Annotated in this window: 16 protein-coding genes; 11 read left to right on the plus strand and 5 right to left on the minus strand. The window is 69.0% G+C overall.

Annotated elements, in window-relative coordinates:
* Positions 1-9: 9 nt before the first annotated feature.
* Positions 10-2580, minus strand: coding sequence for a hypothetical protein (locus DK847_RS02050; RefSeq protein ID WP_111195940.1), 2571 nt, complete (start codon positions 2578-2580; stop codon positions 10-12).
* A 319-nt stretch (positions 2581-2899) separates the two neighbouring features.
* On the opposite strand from DK847_RS02050, the gene rfbF reads away from it, so the two are divergent.
* Genes rfbF through DK847_RS02090 form a run of 8 tightly spaced genes read left to right on the plus strand, consistent with a single transcriptional unit; the run spans position 2900 to position 13590 of the window.
* Positions 2900-3670 (plus strand): glucose-1-phosphate cytidylyltransferase, encoded by a 771-nt coding sequence (gene rfbF / locus DK847_RS02055; RefSeq protein ID WP_111195941.1) that lies wholly within the window; start codon positions 2900-2902, stop codon positions 3668-3670.
* Positions 3664-4746 (plus strand): CDP-glucose 4,6-dehydratase, encoded by a 1083-nt coding sequence (gene rfbG, locus DK847_RS02060; RefSeq protein ID WP_111196322.1) that lies wholly within the window; start codon positions 3664-3666, stop codon positions 4744-4746. The genes rfbF and rfbG overlap by 7 nt, the downstream gene beginning before the upstream one ends.
* Positions 4743-6083 carry a lipopolysaccharide biosynthesis protein RfbH gene (rfbH, locus tag DK847_RS02065; RefSeq protein ID WP_111195942.1) on the plus strand — a complete coding sequence of 447 codons (1341 nt, stop codon included), beginning with the start codon at positions 4743-4745 and terminating at the stop codon, positions 6081-6083. The genes rfbG and rfbH overlap by 4 nt, the downstream gene beginning before the upstream one ends.
* Positions 6080-7846: a thiamine pyrophosphate-binding protein gene (locus tag DK847_RS02070; RefSeq protein ID WP_111195943.1), complete on the plus strand. Its 1767-nt coding sequence runs from the start codon at positions 6080-6082 to the stop codon at positions 7844-7846. Before rfbH ends, DK847_RS02070 begins: the two co-directional genes overlap by 4 nt.
* 40 nt (positions 7847-7886) lie before the next feature.
* Positions 7887-8315, plus strand: coding sequence for a GtrA family protein (locus tag DK847_RS02075; RefSeq protein ID WP_161957104.1), 429 nt, complete (start codon positions 7887-7889; stop codon positions 8313-8315).
* The gene (locus DK847_RS02080; protein WP_111195945.1) at positions 8312-11362 is read left to right on the plus strand and encodes an FkbM family methyltransferase; all 3051 of its coding nucleotides are present in this window, start codon (positions 8312-8314) and stop codon (positions 11360-11362) included. The genes DK847_RS02075 and DK847_RS02080 overlap by 4 nt, the downstream gene beginning before the upstream one ends.
* Complete coding sequence (locus DK847_RS02085; protein ID WP_111195946.1) at positions 11359-12426, plus strand: hypothetical protein; 1068 nt, start codon at positions 11359-11361, stop codon at positions 12424-12426. Before DK847_RS02080 ends, DK847_RS02085 begins: the two co-directional genes overlap by 4 nt.
* A gap of 54 nt (positions 12427-12480) precedes the next feature.
* On the plus strand, positions 12481-13590 hold the full coding sequence (locus DK847_RS02090) for an acyltransferase family protein (protein ID WP_161957105.1): 1110 nt from the start codon (positions 12481-12483) through the stop codon (positions 13588-13590).
* Positions 13591-13603: 13 nt separating this feature from the next.
* Here DK847_RS02090 and DK847_RS02095 read toward each other — a convergent pair whose 3' ends face one another.
* Genes DK847_RS02095 through DK847_RS02105 form a run of 3 tightly spaced genes read right to left on the minus strand, consistent with a single transcriptional unit; the run spans position 13604 to position 14969 of the window.
* Complete coding sequence (locus DK847_RS02095; protein ID WP_111195948.1) at positions 13604-13870, minus strand: DUF2312 domain-containing protein; 267 nt, start codon at positions 13868-13870, stop codon at positions 13604-13606.
* Between the two features lie 17 nt (positions 13871-13887).
* Positions 13888-14187 (minus strand): DUF1244 domain-containing protein, encoded by a 300-nt coding sequence (locus tag DK847_RS02100; protein ID WP_111195949.1) that lies wholly within the window; start codon positions 14185-14187, stop codon positions 13888-13890.
* Positions 14184-14969, minus strand: coding sequence for an N-formylglutamate amidohydrolase (locus DK847_RS02105; protein WP_111195950.1), 786 nt, complete (start codon positions 14967-14969; stop codon positions 14184-14186). Before DK847_RS02105 ends, DK847_RS02100 begins: the two co-directional genes overlap by 4 nt.
* A gap of 144 nt (positions 14970-15113) precedes the next feature.
* Here DK847_RS02105 and DK847_RS02110 point away from each other — a divergent pair, with 144 nt between their 5' ends.
* From DK847_RS02110 to DK847_RS02120, 3 genes are all read left to right on the plus strand, one after another.
* The gene (locus tag DK847_RS02110; RefSeq protein WP_111195951.1) at positions 15114-15542 is read left to right on the plus strand and encodes a DUF1036 domain-containing protein; all 429 of its coding nucleotides are present in this window, start codon (positions 15114-15116) and stop codon (positions 15540-15542) included.
* The gene (gene pyk, locus DK847_RS02115; RefSeq protein WP_111195952.1) at positions 15542-16957 is read left to right on the plus strand and encodes a pyruvate kinase; all 1416 of its coding nucleotides are present in this window, start codon (positions 15542-15544) and stop codon (positions 16955-16957) included. The genes DK847_RS02110 and pyk overlap by 1 nt, the downstream gene beginning before the upstream one ends.
* Before the next feature lie 155 nt (positions 16958-17112).
* Positions 17113-17541 (plus strand): GNAT family N-acetyltransferase, encoded by a 429-nt coding sequence (locus tag DK847_RS02120; protein WP_111195953.1) that lies wholly within the window; start codon positions 17113-17115, stop codon positions 17539-17541.
* A gap of 22 nt (positions 17542-17563) precedes the next feature.
* On the opposite strand, the gene DK847_RS20505 is transcribed toward DK847_RS02120, so the two are convergent.
* Entirely contained in the window at positions 17564-18361 is a 798-nt protein-coding gene (locus DK847_RS20505; protein WP_161957106.1) for a hypothetical protein, read from the minus strand.
* Between the last annotated feature and the right edge of the window lie 53 nt (positions 18362-18414).

Genomic DNA, 18414 nt, shown 5'->3' on the forward strand with positions numbered 1-18414 from the left:
GGCACTGCGTCAGTCATGGTTAGCTCCCTGCTGTCCGGGGTGCGGCACCAGGGCCGCGAATTCGATCAGGCCGGCGAAGGGCCGTCCCCGCTTCATGAAGTCGCCGAAGCTGAGGGGAACGTCCGGCGGGCCCTTCACCTGCGCATTCGCCACAGTCATTTCGCTCACTGTCCTGCCATCCAGCGTCACCGTGAAGTGGTCGCCCTCGGCATGCACCACCAGCCGTGACAGGCGCCCCGGCGGGATGATGAAGGGCTTGCTGGCGTGCCAGCGCTCTCCATCGCCCACCGCCAGCGAATAGTAGCCGTTGCTGCGCGGCAGGTGATGAAGCGTGAAGCCCCGGAAGTCGTAACTGTGGTTGGACACGATGGTGGCATAGGGCCCCTGCTCTGGCTCCGGGGCAACGGTCATGATGATGTCGAAGCCACCGGCCGGAACCGGCTCGTGCAGGTCGAGGGGCAGCTGAACCGGCCGCTGCCAGCGCTGCCACAGGCGGCCGCCCTGTTCGGCGAAGACGATGGTCTGCGGCGGCGGGCAGCTGGGCCCGGCGCAGCTCAGGTGGCGCTCGAACAGGTCAGGCGCCGGCGAGGGCTCGCGGACGAGATGCATCATCTCGCCGTCCGGGCTCCAGTTCTTCAGGCTGTAGATCGCCCGCAGCCGTGGCAGGGCATCACGGATCCATGATGCGGTGTTGAGCCAGTAGGGCTGGTTTTCGACCAGCCGGTAATCGATGAACAGGTGCGGCGGCCGGGTGTCGAGCAGGTAGTCGATATAGGCCGCGGCATCCTTGCGCAGCAGCGTCTCGGCGATGCCTGGCCCACCATAGCCCGCGCGGTGCCTCGCCTCTGCGGCGAGCACCGGCTGGTCGATGCCGATCACCTCATATGCCTCCCCGTCGCTCTCCTGCGCGATGAAGCCCGGCAGGCCGGGCTCCGCCGGGGCGGCGGCCTGCAGGATCGGCTGCCATCGCGTCGCGGCCGTCTCGGCCAGTAACGGCGCGCCCGGGACGCCGATGACGGCGGCGAGGCCGATCCACAGCAGGGCGGTGGCGCGGCCGATGAAGGCCAGGCTTCGACTCGCATCCTTGCCGGTTGCGCCGGTCAGCCGGTCGAGCAGTCGCGCCGCCACCACCACGGCCGGCCACATGCAGAGCAGCAGCGTGTTGGGATGCGAGCGCCCAACGTGGTAGCTCACCAGCCCGGCGCCGAGGATCGCGGCATAGAGCGTCAGCATCGCCTCGCGGTTCCAGCCCTTGCTCAGGTCAAGCGCGGCGAGCAGCACGCCGAGCAGCAGCACCGCCGCGACCGCGACCCAGAGTGCCGGCAGCCCCTGCAGCGGCAGCATCATGAAACCCTCCGCCGCGAAGATGCGCGGATAGGCCATGAGCTGCAGCAGCTGCGGCGGGCTGCCGCCCTTCCACGCCAGCAGCAGGATGAAGGCGGCGCCGGCGGCGAAGGCGCCAGCGAAAAAGGCAGCGGCAAAGCCTGCGGCGCGCAGCGCCGGCATCCCGCCGCGCAGCGCCAGCGGTGTTGCTGCCACCAGCAGGGCGAGCGCCAGCAGCACCACGCTGCCGCTGTCCGGATTGAACATCACGGCAAGGCTGCCGAAGGCGCCGAGCCATGCTGCGCGGGCAGCGCCGGCCCGCGCGGTGAACCACATTGCCAGCGCCAGGCTCAGCGCCGGGAACAGCAACCGCAGCGGCCCGTACTGGAAATAGGGGTCGGTCACCCCGACCAGCACCCAGTTCTGCAGCAGGATCAGCCACAGCCCCGCCGCCAGCAGCACCAGCGGACTGCGCACGAGGCGGCCTGCGAACACCAGGATGCTGACCAGCGCCGCCGACTGGAGCAGCGCCGTCAGCAGCGTGGCATTGAGTACATTGAGCCCCGCCAGCTTCAGCAGCGGCGCATAGAACTCGCCATAGCAGCCATATTGCGGCACGACCCCGATGGTGCAGCTCGCGCCCAGCGAGATCTGCACGATCGAATAAAAGAATGCACTGAAATGCGGCATGAACGGCACGCTGTCGATCGACCTGACGTCGAACACCCGCGTCGCAAAGCACAGCAGCACCGACGTGATGCACAGGCCCGCAAGCACCAGGCGATGCAGCATCGCCGCACTCCGCATGGAAGGAACGAGGCCCGCAGCGCCCCCCGCCGCGGCCGCCAGCGCCAGCACGCCGGTCGCCGTGAGCACCCGCCAATCGACATTGAACAGGGTGGCGATGTCATCCCGCGCCACCGCCCATGCGGCAAGCCCGAGGCCCGCCAGCAGCAGCAGCACGTCGCCGGGCCGCGGACGGGCTTCCGCTGCCATGGCGCGCGTCAGCCACAGGCCCAGCGCCACGGCAAGCGGCGTTACGAGCAGCAGGGCAAGATAGGCGCTCCACTCGCGCGGCTCGGGGCGGAACTGGTCGGGGCTGGCGGCGACGATCTGGCTGGCGAAGGCGCCCCCATCCGGCAACACCGCATCAGGCGTGATCCACCACGCACCAAGCACGCCCGCCACCGCTGCGGCCGCGGCGATGAGGAAGGCAAGGCCGGGGCGTGAGATCGGAGAACGACGGACGGACAGCATGAAGCGCAGGATACCTTGGCGATCGGTTTGCGTCCGTGCTCCTGCGCGCGCATGCCTCTGGCCAAAGCTCCACGCTGGGTCGCAGCGGGTGTGCCGTTCGTCATCGCGCGCCGCGGCAGGACAAGGACGGCGTTCGCGGTAGCCATAGTCGCTCTCCCCGCCGCCGTCATCCGCCGCATGCGGCCGCAACCGCGTCATCCACCATCTGCTGCAGACCGGCGGCAAACGGGCGTATCTGCAAACTTAAGTTGGTAGCCGCGTCGGGGCATGTACCACATAAAGCGCTTTTTGCTATTCAGCATGGGGCATCGGCAGCAAGGTGGTTCAAGTCGTCATTCTGGCAGGTGGCCTCGGCACCCGCATCAGCGAGGAAACGCTGGTCAAGCCAAAGCCGCTGGTGGAAGTGGGCGGCCGTCCCATCCTCTGGCACATCATGAAGTCCTATGCGGCGCACGGCATGAACGAGTTCATCATCTGTGCCGGCTACAAGGGCCACCTGCTCAAGGAATTCTTCGCCAACTACGCGCTCCACATGTCGGACGTGACCTTCGACCTCGCCAGGTCCGAAATGGCGATCCACCGCAACGACGCGGAGGACTGGCGGGTGACCATCGTCGACACCGGCGAGCGCACCATGACCGGGGGCCGCCTCGCCCGCGTGCTCGACCGGATCGAGGGCGACCGCTTCTGCCTGACCTATGGCGACGGCGTGAGCGACCTCGACATCGCCGCGACGCTGCGCTTCCATGACGCCCATGGCGGGCTCGCCACCGTCACCGCCGTCTATCCGCCGCGCCGCTTCGGTGTCCTTGACCTCGACGGCGACCGGGTACGCGAGTTCCGCGAGAAGCCGCATGGCGAGGGCGGCTTCATCAATGGCGGGTTCTTCGTGCTGTCGCCGAAGGTCGGCGCCTATCTCGACGGCGACGACACGGTGTGGGAACAAGCGCCGCTGCAGCGCCTCGCGGCGGATGCCGAGCTCTTCGCCTACCGCCACGAGGGCTTCTTCCATCCCATCGACACGCTGCGCGACAAGATTTACCTCGAGCAGCTGTGGGACAGCGGGCGCGCCCCGTGGAAATCATGGTGACCCCGCGCTTCTGGCAGGGGCGCCGCGTGTTCATCACCGGCCACACCGGCTTCAAGGGGGCGTGGCTGGCCTTCCTGCTCAGCGAGATGGGGGCCGAGGTGTCGGGCCTCGCCCTCCCGCCCGAAGCGGGGCCGAACCTGCATGACATGCTGGGCATCGCGCAGCGCGGCCACTTCGTCCATGCCGATATCAACGACCGCGCCGCGCTGAACGCCGCCCTGGCGCGCAACCAGCCGGAGGTGGTCCTGCACCTCGCGGCCCAGGCGCTGGTGCGCGCCTCCTACGCCCGGCCCGCGGAGACCTTCGCCGTCAACGCCCTGGGTTCGGTGAACCTGCTGGACGCCGTGCGCGGCTGTGATGGGGTGCGGGCGGTGGTGATGGTCACCACCGACAAGGTCTACGAGAACCGCGAATGGCCCTGGGCCTACCGCGAGACCGACGAGCTTGGCGGGCATGATCCCTACAGCGCCAGCAAGGCCTGCGCCGAGATCGCCGTGAACTCGATGCGCCGCAGCTTCTTCGGACCGGGGCGCCACCCGGCGCGCATCGCCAGCGCGCGGGCCGGCAATGTCATCGGCGGTGGCGACTGGGCGGCCGACCGGCTCATCCCCGACATCATCCGCGGCTGTGCCGGTCCCTCCGGCACCGTCACCCTGCGCAATCCCCACGCGGTGCGGCCGTGGCAGCACGTGCTCGAGCCGCTCTGCGCCTATCTCGTGCTGGCGGAGCATCTGTGCGAAGGCCGTGAGGGCTGCGAGGGTGCCTGGAACATCGGTCCCTCGGCGCAGGACGCGCGCCCGGTGATCGAGGTGGCGCGCCGCATGGTCAGCGCCCTCGGGCGCGGCCGCATCGACGTGGCGAGCGATCCCGCGGCCCCGCACGAGGCGGGCCTGCTCACCCTCGACTGCGCCAGGGCGCGCAGCCGGCTGGGGCTTGGAACGCTGTTCAGCCTCGACGAGGCGATCGGCCTCACCGCCGACTGGTATGGAGCATGGATGAGACGCGAGGACATGGTGGCCGTGACGCGGGCCCAGATCGGCCGGATCTCCGGCCTGCAGCCGGCGGCGCTGGCATGAGCGATCATCACCTTGCCGAGATCGCCGCCCTGCGCCGCCAGATCCTCGCGCTGTCGGAGCGCTATGCCATGCTGGCCCACGGCCCGAAGCCCTTCGTGCCCGGTGCAAGCCCGGTGCCGCCGGCGGGAAAGGTGCTGGGCGCCGCCGAGATGCGCAACCTCGTCGACTCGGCGCTCGACTTCTGGCTCACCACCGGGCGCTTCAACGCACAGTTCGAAAGCCAGCTGGCGCGCCAGGCGGGCGTGCGCCGCGCGCTGGCGGTGAACTCCGGCTCGTCTGCCAACCTGCTGGCGGTCTCGGCGCTGCTGTCGCATGAACTGGGCAAGCGCGCCCTGCGGCCGGGCGACGAGGTCATCACCTGCGCCACCGGCTTCCCGACGACGGTGAACCCCATTCTCCAGAACGGCCTCGTGCCGGTCTTTCTCGATGTCGAGCTCGGCACCTACAACATGGACGTGAGCCGCCTCGAGGAGGCGCTGAGCCCGCGCACCCGCGCGGTGGTGCTGGCCCATGCGCTGGGCAATCCCTTCGACCTCGCGGCCGTCACCGCCTTCTGCCGCAAGCATGGCCTGTTCCTGGTCGAGGACTGCTGCGATGCACTGGGCGCGAGCTATGGCGGGCGCCAGGTCGGCACCTTCGGCGAGCTGGCCACGCTGTCCTTCTATCCCGCCCATCACATCACCATGGGCGAGGGGGGTGCAGTGCTGTGCAGCACCACGCGCTTCAAGAAGATCGTCGAGTCGCTGCGCGACTGGGGCCGCGACTGCTATTGCGAACCGGGCAAGGACAACACCTGCAACAAGCGCTTCGCCTGGCAGCTGGGCGAGCTGCCCCCGGGCTACGACCACAAATACACCTACTCCCACCTCGGCTATAACCTGAAGATCACCGACATGCAGGCGGCCATCGGCGTGGCGCAGCTGGCACGGCTCGACGGTTTCGTGGCCGCCCGCCGCGCCAACTGGCAATACCTGCGCGACGGGCTCGCCGATCTCGAGGACGTGCTGATCCTGCCGCGCGCCACGGACGGCAGCGAGCCCTCGTGGTTCGGCTTCTGCATGACGCTGCGCCCCGGCGTTCCGATCGACCGCGAGGACCTGCTGCGCTGGCTGAACGACGAGCGCAAGGTCGGAACCCGCCTGCTGTTCGGCGGCAACCTGCTGCGCCAGCCCTACATGAAGGACCGCCCGCACCGCGTCGCCGGGCCGCTCGAGGGCAGCGACGTGGTGATGAACCGCAGCTTCTGGACCGGCGTCTACCCCGGCCTCGGCACCGACCAGCTCGACTACATGATGGACAGCCTCCGCCACTACATCCGCGCCCGGGTCTCGCCATGACGGGCGCCGAATACATCGCCGCCTTCCTGGCGCGTGCCGGCTGCCGCCATGTCCACGCCATGACCGGCGGTGCCTGCGCCTTCATGCTCGATGCGGTGGGCCGCCACCCGGCGCTGGAGCTCGTCTGCTTCCAGCACGAGCAGGCGGCCGCCATGGCGGCGGATGCCGTGTGGCGCGTCAGCCGCCGGGTCGGCGTCACCATGGCCACCTCCGGGCCCGGCGCCACCAACCTCATCACCGGCATCGCCTGTTCCTTTTTCGATTCCATTCCGAGCCTTCACATCACCGGCCAGGTCAACCAGCGCGAAAGCAGCGCGGTGCACGGCGCAAAGGTCCGCCAGTCGGGCTTCCAGGAAACCCGCATCGTCGACATGGTGCGCCCGGTGGTGAAATACGCCGTGCTGGTGCGTAACGTGGAGGAGTTGCGCCGCGAACTGGCGAAGGGCCTCGCCATCGCGCTGTCAGGCCGCATGGGCCCGGTGCTGATCGACGTGCCGATGGACGTGCAGCAGGCCGAGATGCCCGACGACATGCCGGAGGCCGCGCCCGTGACGAGACCCGATCCGGCCCCTGCGGCGGCGGCGGCAGAGGCGCTCGGCGCCACGCTGGCGGCGGCGCGCCGGCCACTGGTGCTGTGGGGCGGCGGGGTCAACATGGCCGGTGCGGCACCAGCCCTGGCGCGCTGGCTGGCGCAGTCCGGCCTGCCCTTCGTCGCCAGCTGGGCGGGGCTCGACGGCTTCGACCACGCCATGCCGGGCTTCCTCGGCCAGATCGGCGTCTATGGCAACCGCGGCGCCAATTTCGCGCTGCAGAACGCCGATACGGTGATCGTGCTCGGCAGCCGCCTCGACAACCGCCAGCGCTCCGGCAACCCCGCCAATTTCGCCACCGGCGCCACCGTCCACGTCTTCGACGTCGACCCGGCGGAACTGCAGAAATACGGCGGCGCCTACCGTACCACGGAGATCGACCTCCAGCTCCTCCCCGAAATCCTCGCAGCGGTCCAGGCCCCGCCCGTCGCGGCCGACTGGCAGGACTACCTCCGCACCATGAAGGCCCGCTACCATGGCCGCGAGACCAGCAGCTCGGCGCTTCGCCTCAACAGCCTCAGCCCCTATGACGTGGTGCGCCGCATACGCCACCTGATCGCGCCGGATGCCATCGTCGCGGCCGACACGGGCGCCGCCCTGTGCTGGCTCTACCAGGCCTTCGAGGTGTCGCGGCACCGGCTGTTCACGGCGGGCGGCAATTCGCCGATGGGCTATGCGCTGTGCGCCGCCATCGGCGCCAAGCTCGAGGCGCCGGAGCGCCAGGTCGTGTCCTACAACGGCGACGGCGGCTTCCAGGTGAACCTGCAGGAACTTGAAACCGTGCGCCGCCTCGGCCTCGACATCGCCATCGTGGTCATGAACAACGGCTCCTATGGCATCATCAAGCAGTTCCAGGACAGCTATCTCGGCGGCCGCTACACCGGCTCGCAGCTGGGCTACAGCGCCCCGGACTTCGGCCGCATCGCTGAGGCCTATGGCATCCGCCATGCCCGCGTCGAAAGGCTGGAGGACATGACGCCGGACCTCTTCCGCAACGGCCCGACCCTGATCGACGTCATCCTCAGCGACCAGACGCTGATCGAGCCCAAGCTCGAGATGGGCCGGCCGATCAACGACCAGTATCCCTATCTCGCGGATGAAGACTACGCGGAGGGCAACCGCTTCGTCGCCTATCCGCGGCCGCCGGGCTTTGCCGGGGGGCGCCGCAGCTGATGCAGCGCCACGCCATCCGCGCCAGCACCGGCTGCCGGCCATGACCGCGCCGCGCGAGTGGGCCTCGCCGGAGGCCTGGCGCATCCTGCGTTTCCTGCTGGTGGGTGGCCTCAACACGGTCTTCGGCTTCGCCGTCTACGGCCTCGGCCTGGCGCTGGGGCTGGCGCCCGAAATCGCCCTTGCGGTGGCCTTCGTGGTTGGCGTCGCCTTCAACTTCCTCACCACCGGGCGCATCGTCTTCCGCCAGTCGCGCCTCGGCCTGCTGCCGCGCTTCATCGCCGTCTATTGTGCCGTCTATGTCATGAACGCGCTGGCCTTGCGCGGGCTCATCGAGGCCGGGTTGTCGCCCCTCGTGGCGCAGCTCATCCTGCAGCCGCTCAGCGCGGCGCTGACCTATCTCCTGTTCCGCCACTTCGTCTTCACGCCGGACGCATCACCTGCCGGCGGCCCGCCGCGCAGGCGCCCATGAGCGAGCAGAGCACGGCGGCGCGCGCCATCGACACCCGCTACGGCCAAATCTTCATCCCCGCGGGCGCCGACCTCATCAGCGATTCGCTCCGTCTCTACGGCGAGTGGGCGCAGAACGAGATCGACGACCTCTTGGCATTCATCCGCCCCGGCGACACGGTGCTCGATGTCGGGGCCTGTTTCGGCACCCACAGCCTGGCATTCGCCACGCAGGTCCGGCCTGGCGGCCGCGTCATCGCCATCGAGGCCGCGCCCGAAACCTTTGCCCTGCTCGCGCAGACGGTGCAGGCCTCGCCAGACGCCGGCAACATCACCCTGCTCAATGCCGCGGCCACCGACTCGGCCGGGGCGCGTTTCACCATCCGCCGGGCGGACGGCAATGCCGGTGGCAACCAGCTCGAGCCCGCAGCCGACGGCGGCGTGCCGGCCATCACCCTCGATGCGCTTGATCTCGCCGCGGCGAGCTTCATCAAGCTCGACGTGGAAGGCATGGAGGCGGCCGCCCTGCGCGGCGCGGCGGGGCTCCTGCGGCGCGCCCGCCCCGTCGTCTATTGCGAACTCAACGCCCTGGCGCCGGGGCTCGACGTCATGGCCGAACTCCTCCGCCATGACTATCGCTGCTTCGGCCACATTGCGCCGGCCTTCAACCCTGCCAATCGCAATGCCCACGCCACCAACATTTTCGGTGATGCCGCGGAGTGCGGCGTGCTGGCCATCGCGGCGGAGCGGGTGGAGAGCCTTGCCGGAACCATGGCGAAGCGCCGCCGGCTGATGGCGCTCGGCGACGCCGACGACCTCGCAGCCCTGCTCCTGCAGAAGGAGCAGTACCGCCGCCAGCTGATGGAGGCCTTTGCCACCGCCACTGCCCCGGTGGCGCAACAGGTGCCTGCCGATCCCCGGGAGGCAGCCGTGGCGCGCGAGGTGGAGGCCATCCGCCCGTTCTTCGATGCCGCCTTCTACCGCGCCCGCAATCCGGATGTGGCCGAGAGCGGCATGCCGCCGGAAGAGCATTTCTGCCGCAGCGGGTGGAAGGAGCAGCGCGACCCCGCGCCCTGGTTCTCGGTCCGCCACTATCTCGGGACCAACCCCGATGTCGCCGCCGCCGGCATCAACCCGTTCCACCACTACCTGGTCTCCGGCCGGCAGCGCGGGCTCCTGCCCCGGCCACCCGACGACGACGCCCGGATCGCAGCGGAGGCTGCGGCGATCCGCGAGTCCTTCGATGCCGCCTATTACCTCGCCTGCAACCCCGACGTCGCCGCCAGCAGCCAGCCGCCCGAGGAGCACTTCTGCCGCACCGGCTGGCGTGAGCGGCGCGACCCCGCGCCATGGTTCTCCGTCGGCTTCTACCTCGACACCTACCCGGACATTGCCGCGGCCATGGTCAACCCGTTCCAGCACTATCTGGCATCGGGCCGGCATCGCGGCCGCCTGCCCCGCGCGCTTGACGAACCGGCGCGGATCGCGCGCGAAGTGAAGGTCATCGCAGCAGAGTTCGATGCCGCCTTCTACCTCGCCCGCAACCCCGGCGTCGCGGCCTCGGGCCTCTCTCCGGAGGCGCATTTCTGCGCCATCGGCTGGCGCCAGCGCCGCGATCCCGCCCCATGGTTCTCGGTGTCGCTCTATCTCGATACCTACCAGGACATCGCCAGGGCCGGCGTCAACCCGTTCTACCACTACCTGCTGTCGGGGCGGGACGAAGGCCGCGTCGGGCAGCGCCCCGTCACGCCACCCGCCGCCCTGCTGCGCAAGCTCGTGCCGCTGGAGCAGACGGTTAGCCGCTGGCGGCGCGACGGGCCAGCGGACCTCCTCACCGCCGGGCAGCTGGCCGGCCTGCTTCAGGAGCGCCGCGCCGCAGGCGCCGGCCGGCTGATGATCTCGGTGAGCCACGACGACTACACCAGCATCACGGGCGGCGTGCAGCATTGCATCCAGCTCGAACAGAAGGCCGCCGCGGAAGACGGCTGGCTCTACCTGAACCTCCATCCCTGGCAGCCGCTGCCCCGTCTCGCGCATGCCACCGATGACCCCGACCCAGCCGTTTCGCTGGTGCTGGCGGGAGAACCTCTCGGTGCCGCACCGTCCTCCGCCGTCGTCGCGGCGGTGCGCGCCGTCGCGGCGGATTTCACGGCGCTCGCCACGGTCATTCACCAGTTGCTCGGGCACAGCGCGGAGGCCATCGCCGGGCTTGCCATGGCGGGCGGCGAAACCTGGCTCTGGCTGCATGACTTCGTCACGCTCTGCCCCAGCGCCCATCTCCAGCGCAACGGCATCGCCTTCTGCGGCGGCCCCGCACCGGGTTCCAACGCCTGTTCCCTCTGCCTCTATGGCGCGGAGCGGGCCCGCCACCTGCCGCGCATGACGCGGCTCTTCGAGACCGCGGCGCTCAACGTCGTGGCCCCCTCCGGCTATGTCGCGGAGCTGTGGTCCCGCCGGGGCGGGTTTGCCGCCGCCAGTCTCCGGGTGCACCCGCACATGAGGCTGCAATGGCAGGGCAGTGCGCCGGCCGATGCGCCTGCGCCGGAAGCGGTGCGGCCCCTCGTCATCGCCTTCGCCGGCGTGCCCTCGGTGCACAAGGGCTGGCTCGAATTCTGCGAGCTGGCCGCCGCCGCACGGGCCGAGGCGCTGCCCGCCACCTTCCTCTATCTCGGCTCATCCGCCATCGACGCCGCCGGGGTAAACGCGATCAGTGTCCAGGTCAGTGGTGACGACCATGATGCGATGATCCGCGCCATGCGCGAGCAGCAGGTCGACGTGCTGCTGCACTGGCCTGCGGTTCCGGAAACCTTCTCCTTCACCACCCACGAGGCGCTTGCCGGCGGTGCGCTGGTCATCACCAATCCCGACAGCGGCAATGTGGCCGCCACCGTGCGCCACACCGGGCGGGGCCTCGTCCTCGACACGCCGCGCGACCTGCTCGACGCCTTGCGTGACGGGCGCCTGCTCAGCTTCGTGAGTGGCTTCCGGCGTGAACGTCCGTACGAAACGGTGCTGGTGGAGCGCAGCCGCATGACGCTGGACCTCGTCGGCGCGGGAGCAGGCCAATGACCGTCTACGCCTTTTCCAGCTTCACCTTCAGCCAGCTCGGCCGCGCCCGCGTGCTGGCACGCACGCTGAAGGCGCTGCACCCGGACTGGAAGCTGTGGGCCGTCATCACCGACCGGCCGCCCGAGGGTTTCGTCTTCGATCCCCCGGCCGAACAGTTCGACGGGCTGCTGACGGCGGAGGAACTGATCGGCGAGGAAGCCGGCCAGTGGCTCTTCGGCCATGACATCGTCGAGGCCTGCGCCGCGGTGAAGGGCCCCGCCATGGCCAGGCTCATGGATTTTCCGGATTGCGAGAAGCTGTTCTTCTTCGATCCGGACATCGCCCTGTTCAACACCATGGACGAGGTGGTCGGGCTGCTCGATCAGCACGCCGTGGTGCTGACGCCGCACCAGGTCGACCCGGAACCGCGCGCCGCGCGCATCGCCATCAGGGACAACGAGATCGCCTCGCTGGCCCATGGCGTGTTCGATCTCGGTTTCATCGCCGTCGCCAACGATGCGGAGGGACGCCGCTTCGCCCATTGGTGGCGTGACCGCCTGCTCGACTGGTGCCACGACAACCACGCGGACGGCCTGTTCGTCAACCAGAAATGGTGCAACCTGGTGCCCTGCCTGTTCGACCGGGTGAAGGTGCTGCGAGATCCCGGCTACAACGTTGCGAGCCGGAACCTCAGCCAGCGCCGCATGAGCTTCGACCCCGCGGGGCAGGCTCTGGTCAACGGCCATCCGCTGCGCTTCTTCCATTTCACCGGGCAAGGCCCCGCCGCCGAGGTCAAGACGCAGGGCCATGCCGGCGCCAGCATCGAGATTCATGAGCTCTGGTGGTGGTACGGCCGCCAGATCGCCGAAGCCGCCGCGCCGGAGATTCCGGCAGGCTGGTGGCATTACGGGCACTTCGACAATGGTGTGCCCATCCCGCGCGAGGCCCGCCACCTCTATCGCCGCCGCGCCAGCCTGCGCATGGCCTTCCCGCGCCCCTTCGCCACCGCGGGTGAGTCCTACTTCCTCTGGCTGCAGTCGCAGGCCGGCGATGGCGCGCAGCCTGCGGCGCCCGCCGGTGGCTGAGCGTGCATGCAGCGCGCTGGACAAGGCCATCGCCAGCGCATATCAGCCCTTGCCATGCTGCGAACCGTAGAGAGCCGCTTCTATCCAGAGCTCGAGGGCCTGCGGGGAATAGCCAGCCTCAGCGTGCTCATCGGCCACTGCTACCTGCACGCCTTTCCCACCGCCAATTACCTGGGGCCGGACCTGGCCTGGCTGCACACGCTGATCGGCGGCGTGTTCAACCCGCAGCCGGCCGTGCTGCTGTTCTTCGTGCTCAGCGGCTTCGTGCTCGGCTGCCAGCTGGAGCGCACGCCGGTCCGCGGGCCGCAGGACTATGCGGGCTATCTGCTGCGCCGCCTGTTCCGCCTGCTTCCGGCCACCTGGGTGTCGCTCGTCATCGCCCTCGCCTTCGCCTATGGCATCGGCTACGGCGACTTCCGGCAGTTCCTCAAGGCGGCCGTGCTGTGGGACTTCACGCTGAACATCGTCATCTGGACCATGTACATCGAGGTCACCGGCAGCATCCTCATGCCCTTCATGGCGCAGGCGGCGAGCCGCGGCGGCGCACTGCTCAGCGCCGTGGTGTTCGGCCTGCTGCTGCTGGCCTGCATCCTGCTGCAGCAGCCGCTCGCCCTGCCCTTCATGGTGTTCTTCTATGCCGGGCTCATGGTTTCCTATGTGCCCCGCAGCTTCATCGCGCTGATGCAGGGTCCGGCCGGCCTCGCCGCGGGCGCCGTCGCCGTGGTGCTCTATGTCTGGTCGCCCGAGATCGCTGCGGGTGAGGCGCGCGACTGGCTCTACTGGCGCTGGAACAACTGGATGTGGCTGGAGATCCCGGCCTGCTTCCTGCTCGTCTACCTGGTGGCGCAGCGCCGCTTTGCCGGCGTCTCGAAACTCCTCGACACCAACGTCGTGCGCTTTCTCGGCCGCATCTCCTTCAGCCTCTACCTGCTGCACTATCCGCTGCTGCAGTTCCTCACCATCAAGCTGGCCCAGTGGGGCTACAGCCCCGAGACCGTGACGAGCCTTGGCGGGCGCACGCTGATGTTCGGCTTCAAGGCCGGCATCGTGCTCGCCCTGTCGGTGCCGCTCGCCTGGCTGTCCTACACCTTTGTCGAAAGGCCGGGGATCGAGATGGGGCGCCGGCTTGCCGGGGCGCTGGCGGCCAGGCCGCGCGCGGCCTGATCCGAAAGGCCCGTCAGGCGGCTTCCTCGCCTGCGCCCGGGATCATGCCGAGGGCGGCGAGATAGACGTCGAGCATCGATTCCTCTTCCTCGCGCTCGGCGGCGTCCTTCTTGCGCAGGCTGATGACCTTGCGCAGGATCTTGGTGTCGAAGCCATTGGCCTTGGCCTCGGCATAGACTTCCTTGATGTCGCCGGCGATCACCTTCTTCTCCTCCTCCAGGCGCTCGATGCGCTCGACGATGGATTTCAGCTGGCCATGGGCGAATGTCGTCTTGTTCATGTCGGGCTCCGCGGAATTCAGTGCTTGTGGGACTGGGCGAACTTCGCCTTCTGCTCGTCGCTGGCGGCGGACTGGTGCCTGGCCTTCCACTCGTCATAGGGCATGCCATAGACCATGGTGCGGGCCTCATCGCGCGTCACCGCCACGCCCTTCGCCTTGGCGGCGTCCTCGAACCAGTTGGACAGGCAGTTGCGGCAGAAGCCCGCCAGATTCATCATGTCGATGTTCTGCACGTCGGTGCGGCCGCGCAGGTGCTCGAGCAGGCGGCGGAAGGCGGCGGCCTCCAGTTCGGTCTTGGTCTTGTCGTCGATGGTCATGGTCGTGAGCGCCTCTGCAGGTCCGGGTCTCGCCGGAGGTCATTCATAATCGGTTCGATCACCCGGGCCACCCGCCCGACCCACTCGTCCACACCTGTTTTGGCGGCGATCAGGTCCTGCCGGACCTCGATCAGGGCATGCGGCCGGCCGGGAACCGTGCCGTGGGTGTTGAGCGTATCGCCTTCGAGCGCCCCGTGATAGGGCTCATTGTCGCCCACCACAAGGTCGCCCTGCGCCGCAAAGCCGCGGATCATGGCGGTGGCGATCGTCTCGTCGCGGTCCCACAGGATGCCCACGTGCCAGGGCCTGGGCCAGCCGCGCCAGCTGGGCGTGAAGGAGTGGATCGACACGACGAGCGGCACCACGCCCAGCACCTCCACGGCCCGGATCGCCTCCGCCACCGCCCGGTGATAGGGGGCGTGGAAGCGGGCGATCCGCCGCTGCCGCTCGGCCTCGTCCACCTGCGCATTGCCCGGCACCGCCGCCCCGTCGGAAATCCGCATGATCAGGGTGGGGTCGTCCAGCCCGCGGTTGGGGTCAATCAAAAGTCGCGAAAAGCACGAGAGCACGGCGGGCGCCCCCAGCCTGTCCGCCAGCCCCAGCGTCAGCTCGCGCGCCCCGATGTCATAGGCGATGTGGCGGTCGAACTGGGCGGCGGGCAATCCCAGGTCGCCATACTCCGGCGGAACCGCGTTCGAGGCATGGTCGCAGAGCAGAATCAGGCCCGCCGGGCCCCTGCCCGCCACAATTTCGTACGCATCCGTGGGGGAAATCTTTGTCATGGACTGGCCATATAGATGAGGCTAATCCCTCAGTCATCCGGTTACGCCGCGCAAATCGGCAGGTCTTTGCCTGCCGGGTTGACGCGGCTTAAGTCAGATTGGAAAGCTATGACAGATTCGCGGAACTTTTCCGGAGGCGGCAGGATGCTTCGAAACACGGCGCTCGCGGCGGGTGCACTGGTCATGTTGGGCTTCGCGGCCGCTCCGGCCCATGCCGATCTCAAGCTCTGCAACAATACGGAAAGCCGCGTCGGCGTGGCCTTGGGCTACAAGGACAAGGAAGGCTGGGCCACCGAGGGCTGGTGGACCATCGCGCCGCAGAAATGCATGCCGCTGCTCAAGGGCGACCTGATCGCCCGTTATTATTATGTCTTCGCCGTGGACTACGACAAGGGCGGTTCATGGGGCGGAAAGTCGATCATGTGCACGCGTGACAAGGTCTTCACCATCCGCGGCATCGAGGATTGCGAGGGCCGCGGCTACACCAAGACCGGCTTCTTCGAGGTCGACACGGGCGAGGAGAAGGACTGGACCGTCTCGCTCTCCGGCGAAAAGACCACGCAAGGAAAGTAATGCGCCGTAACCGCAACGTGAAGATCGTGGCGACGCTGGGACCCGCGTCGTCATCCCCCGAGATGCTGGAGAAACTGTTCCGCGCCGGCGTGGACGTGTTCCGCATCAACATGAGCCACACCCAGCATGACCTGCTGCGCCAGCTCCACCATGACATCCGCGCCGTCGAGGCGCGGCTGAAGCGCCCCATCGGCATCCTCGCCGACCTGCAGGGCCCCAAGATCCGCATCGGCACCTTCGCCGCCAAGGAAGCGAAGATCAACCCGGACGACATCTTCGTCTTCGACACCGACAAGACGCCGGGCGACGCGACGCGCGTCTACCTGCCGCACCCCGAGATCTTCGCCTCCGCCCAGGTGGGTGACAACCTGCTCCTCAACGACGGCCGGCTGCGCGTCGAGATCATCAAGGCGGAACCCGCGAAGCTCACCACCAAGGTGATCTTCGGCGGCGTGATCTCCGACCGCAAGGGCGTCAACCTGCCCGACACGGTGATCCCCATCCCCGCCTTGACCGAGAAGGACCGCGCCGACCTCGAGGCCGCGGCCTCCGTCGGCGTCGACTGGATCGCACTGTCCTTCGTGCAGCGCGCCGATGACGTGGCCGAGGCGCGCAAGCTCATCGCCGGCCGCGCCGGCGTCATGGCCAAGATCGAGAAGCCCGCAGCACTCACGGTGCTGGACGAGATCCTCGAGATCGCCGACGGCCTGATGGTGGCGCGCGGTGACTTAGGCGTCGAACTGCCGCTCGAGACGGTGCCCGCCAAGCAGAAGCAGATAACCCGTGCGGCGCGCCGCGTCGGCAAGCCGGTGATCGTCGCCACCCAGATGCTCGAGTCGATGATCGTCGAGCCGGTGCCGACGCGTGCCGAAGTCTCCGACGTCGCCACCGCCGTCTATGAAGGCGCGGATGCCATCATGCTCTCGGCCGAAAGCGCCACCGGCGCCTGGCCCGACAAGGCGGTGGCCACCATGGACCGCATCGCCCAGGCGGTGGAGCGTGACCAGCTCTATCGCGGCATCATCACCGCCCAGCGCACCGAGCCGCAGGCGACGAGTGCCGACGCCATCTCGAGTGCCGCGCGCTCGATCTCGGAAACCCTCAAGCTCGCCGCCATCGTCTGCTACACGGGCTCCGGCTCCACCGGCCTGCGCATGTCGCGTGAGCGCCCGGACACGCCGATCATCGCGCTCACGCCGATTGCCACCACGGCGCGCCGCCTTGCACTCGCCTGGGGCCTGCACTGCGTCCTCACCGAGGACGCGCATGACCTCGACGACATGGTGACCCGCGCCACCGGCATCGCCCAGCGCGAAGGCTTCGCCGATGCCGGCCAGCGCATCATCATCACCGCCGGCCTGCCGCTGGGCACCCCCGGCGCCACCAACATGCTGCGCATCGCCTACGTGTCCTGAGCGTGGCGCGCAGCTGCACCTCCCGACCCTCCCCCCCCCAGCGAAAGCCGGGCGCCAGCTCGCGCTGGCATGACGAACCTCGGCGCTCTGCAAATTCTTTCATTTTGACGCTGCGTCGAGAATCGCTGTCTCATCGCCTCACCGGAGGCCGCACCATGCACATAGAGATCAGCACAGATCCATCCTGCATCACCGAGCAGCAGCTCGCCTACATCTACGCCTCCGTGGGCTTCGGTGCGGAGTCGGACTATATCGGCCGGCCTGACCTGATGGCGCAGCTGTTCGGCCCCGGCGTCTTCGGCTGTTTCGCGCTGCATGCGGGTGAGCCGGTGGGTCTGCTCCGCGCCTTCAGCGACGGCTGCATGGTGGCATGGATCGCCGAGATCTGTGTCATCCCCTCGCACCAGCGCATGGGCATCGGGCGGCTGCTGATGGAGGCGGCGGACGAGCATTTCGGCGGCCTCGCCCTCTATGCCGATGCCTTCACCCACAATGAGGGCTTCTTCAACGCCTGCGGCCTGCGCAGCCGCGCCATCCTCACCGCCTGCGCGCGGGCCCCGCTCCGCCACCAGGCAGCGGCATAAGGCTCGAGCACGCCCGCAGGGGTCAATCTTCCAGCGCGATTTCGATGAAGCCCGGGCCGCCTTTGCTGCCCTTGGTCAGCGGACCGAGCCTGTCGGCATAGCCGTGCCCGCCGCCACCGCCGCCGCCCTGAAGCCCCGGTGTGGCAGGCCGGGGTTGCGGGAGGGCCGAGGCGCCGTCTCCCCCTGCGCCGTGGCCGCCGCCACCGCCGCCGCCGCCGCCACCCTTGCGGTCATCGTTCGGCTGGTCGGCGCCGCCACCGCCTTCGCCGCCGCCACCGCCTGCGCCCAGGCGTTCCTCGGAAGGCTGCCCACCTTCGCCATGGCCACCAACGGCGTGCGACCAGCCGAAGCCGCCCGCGCCACCATCCCCGCCGTCATGCGTGCCGCTGCCGCCCGCGCCGCCCGGCACCGAGCCGGGTTGGCCATTCCATTCGATCCCCCCCTTGCCGCCCCTGCCGCCCTCGAAGCGGACGACGTCCTGCCACTCGCGCCCCGGTTTTCGCACCTGCAGGGCCGAGCCGCCGCCATCATCGCCATCCTGCTTGTTGTCGTGTCCCTCGCCGCCCGTGCCGGCGATGAGGCGATATTCGATGGCCGAGCTTGGCTCCGTCACCTGCAGCCAGTCCGTCAGCACCAGCTCGCCCTGGCAGCCGCCGCCGCCGCCCCCGCCGCTGCCGCCCTGGCCGCCACCCCCGCCACCGCCGCCGCCGCCGCCATAGCCGTGCACCCACAGCCGCACGGAACGCCTGGACGGTGTGATGTCGGTGAGCTTGAAGACGAGCGATGCTCCGTCACTGACGGAACGGATGAAGTGCGGCATGCGGCGACCTCCATTCGGCCTCCTGCGGGATCGCGGTGGCGCGACCAAAGGTT

It is taken from the genome of Aestuariivirga litoralis (assembly GCF_003234965.1).
GTDB lineage: Bacteria > Pseudomonadota > Alphaproteobacteria > Rhizobiales > Aestuariivirgaceae > Aestuariivirga > Aestuariivirga litoralis.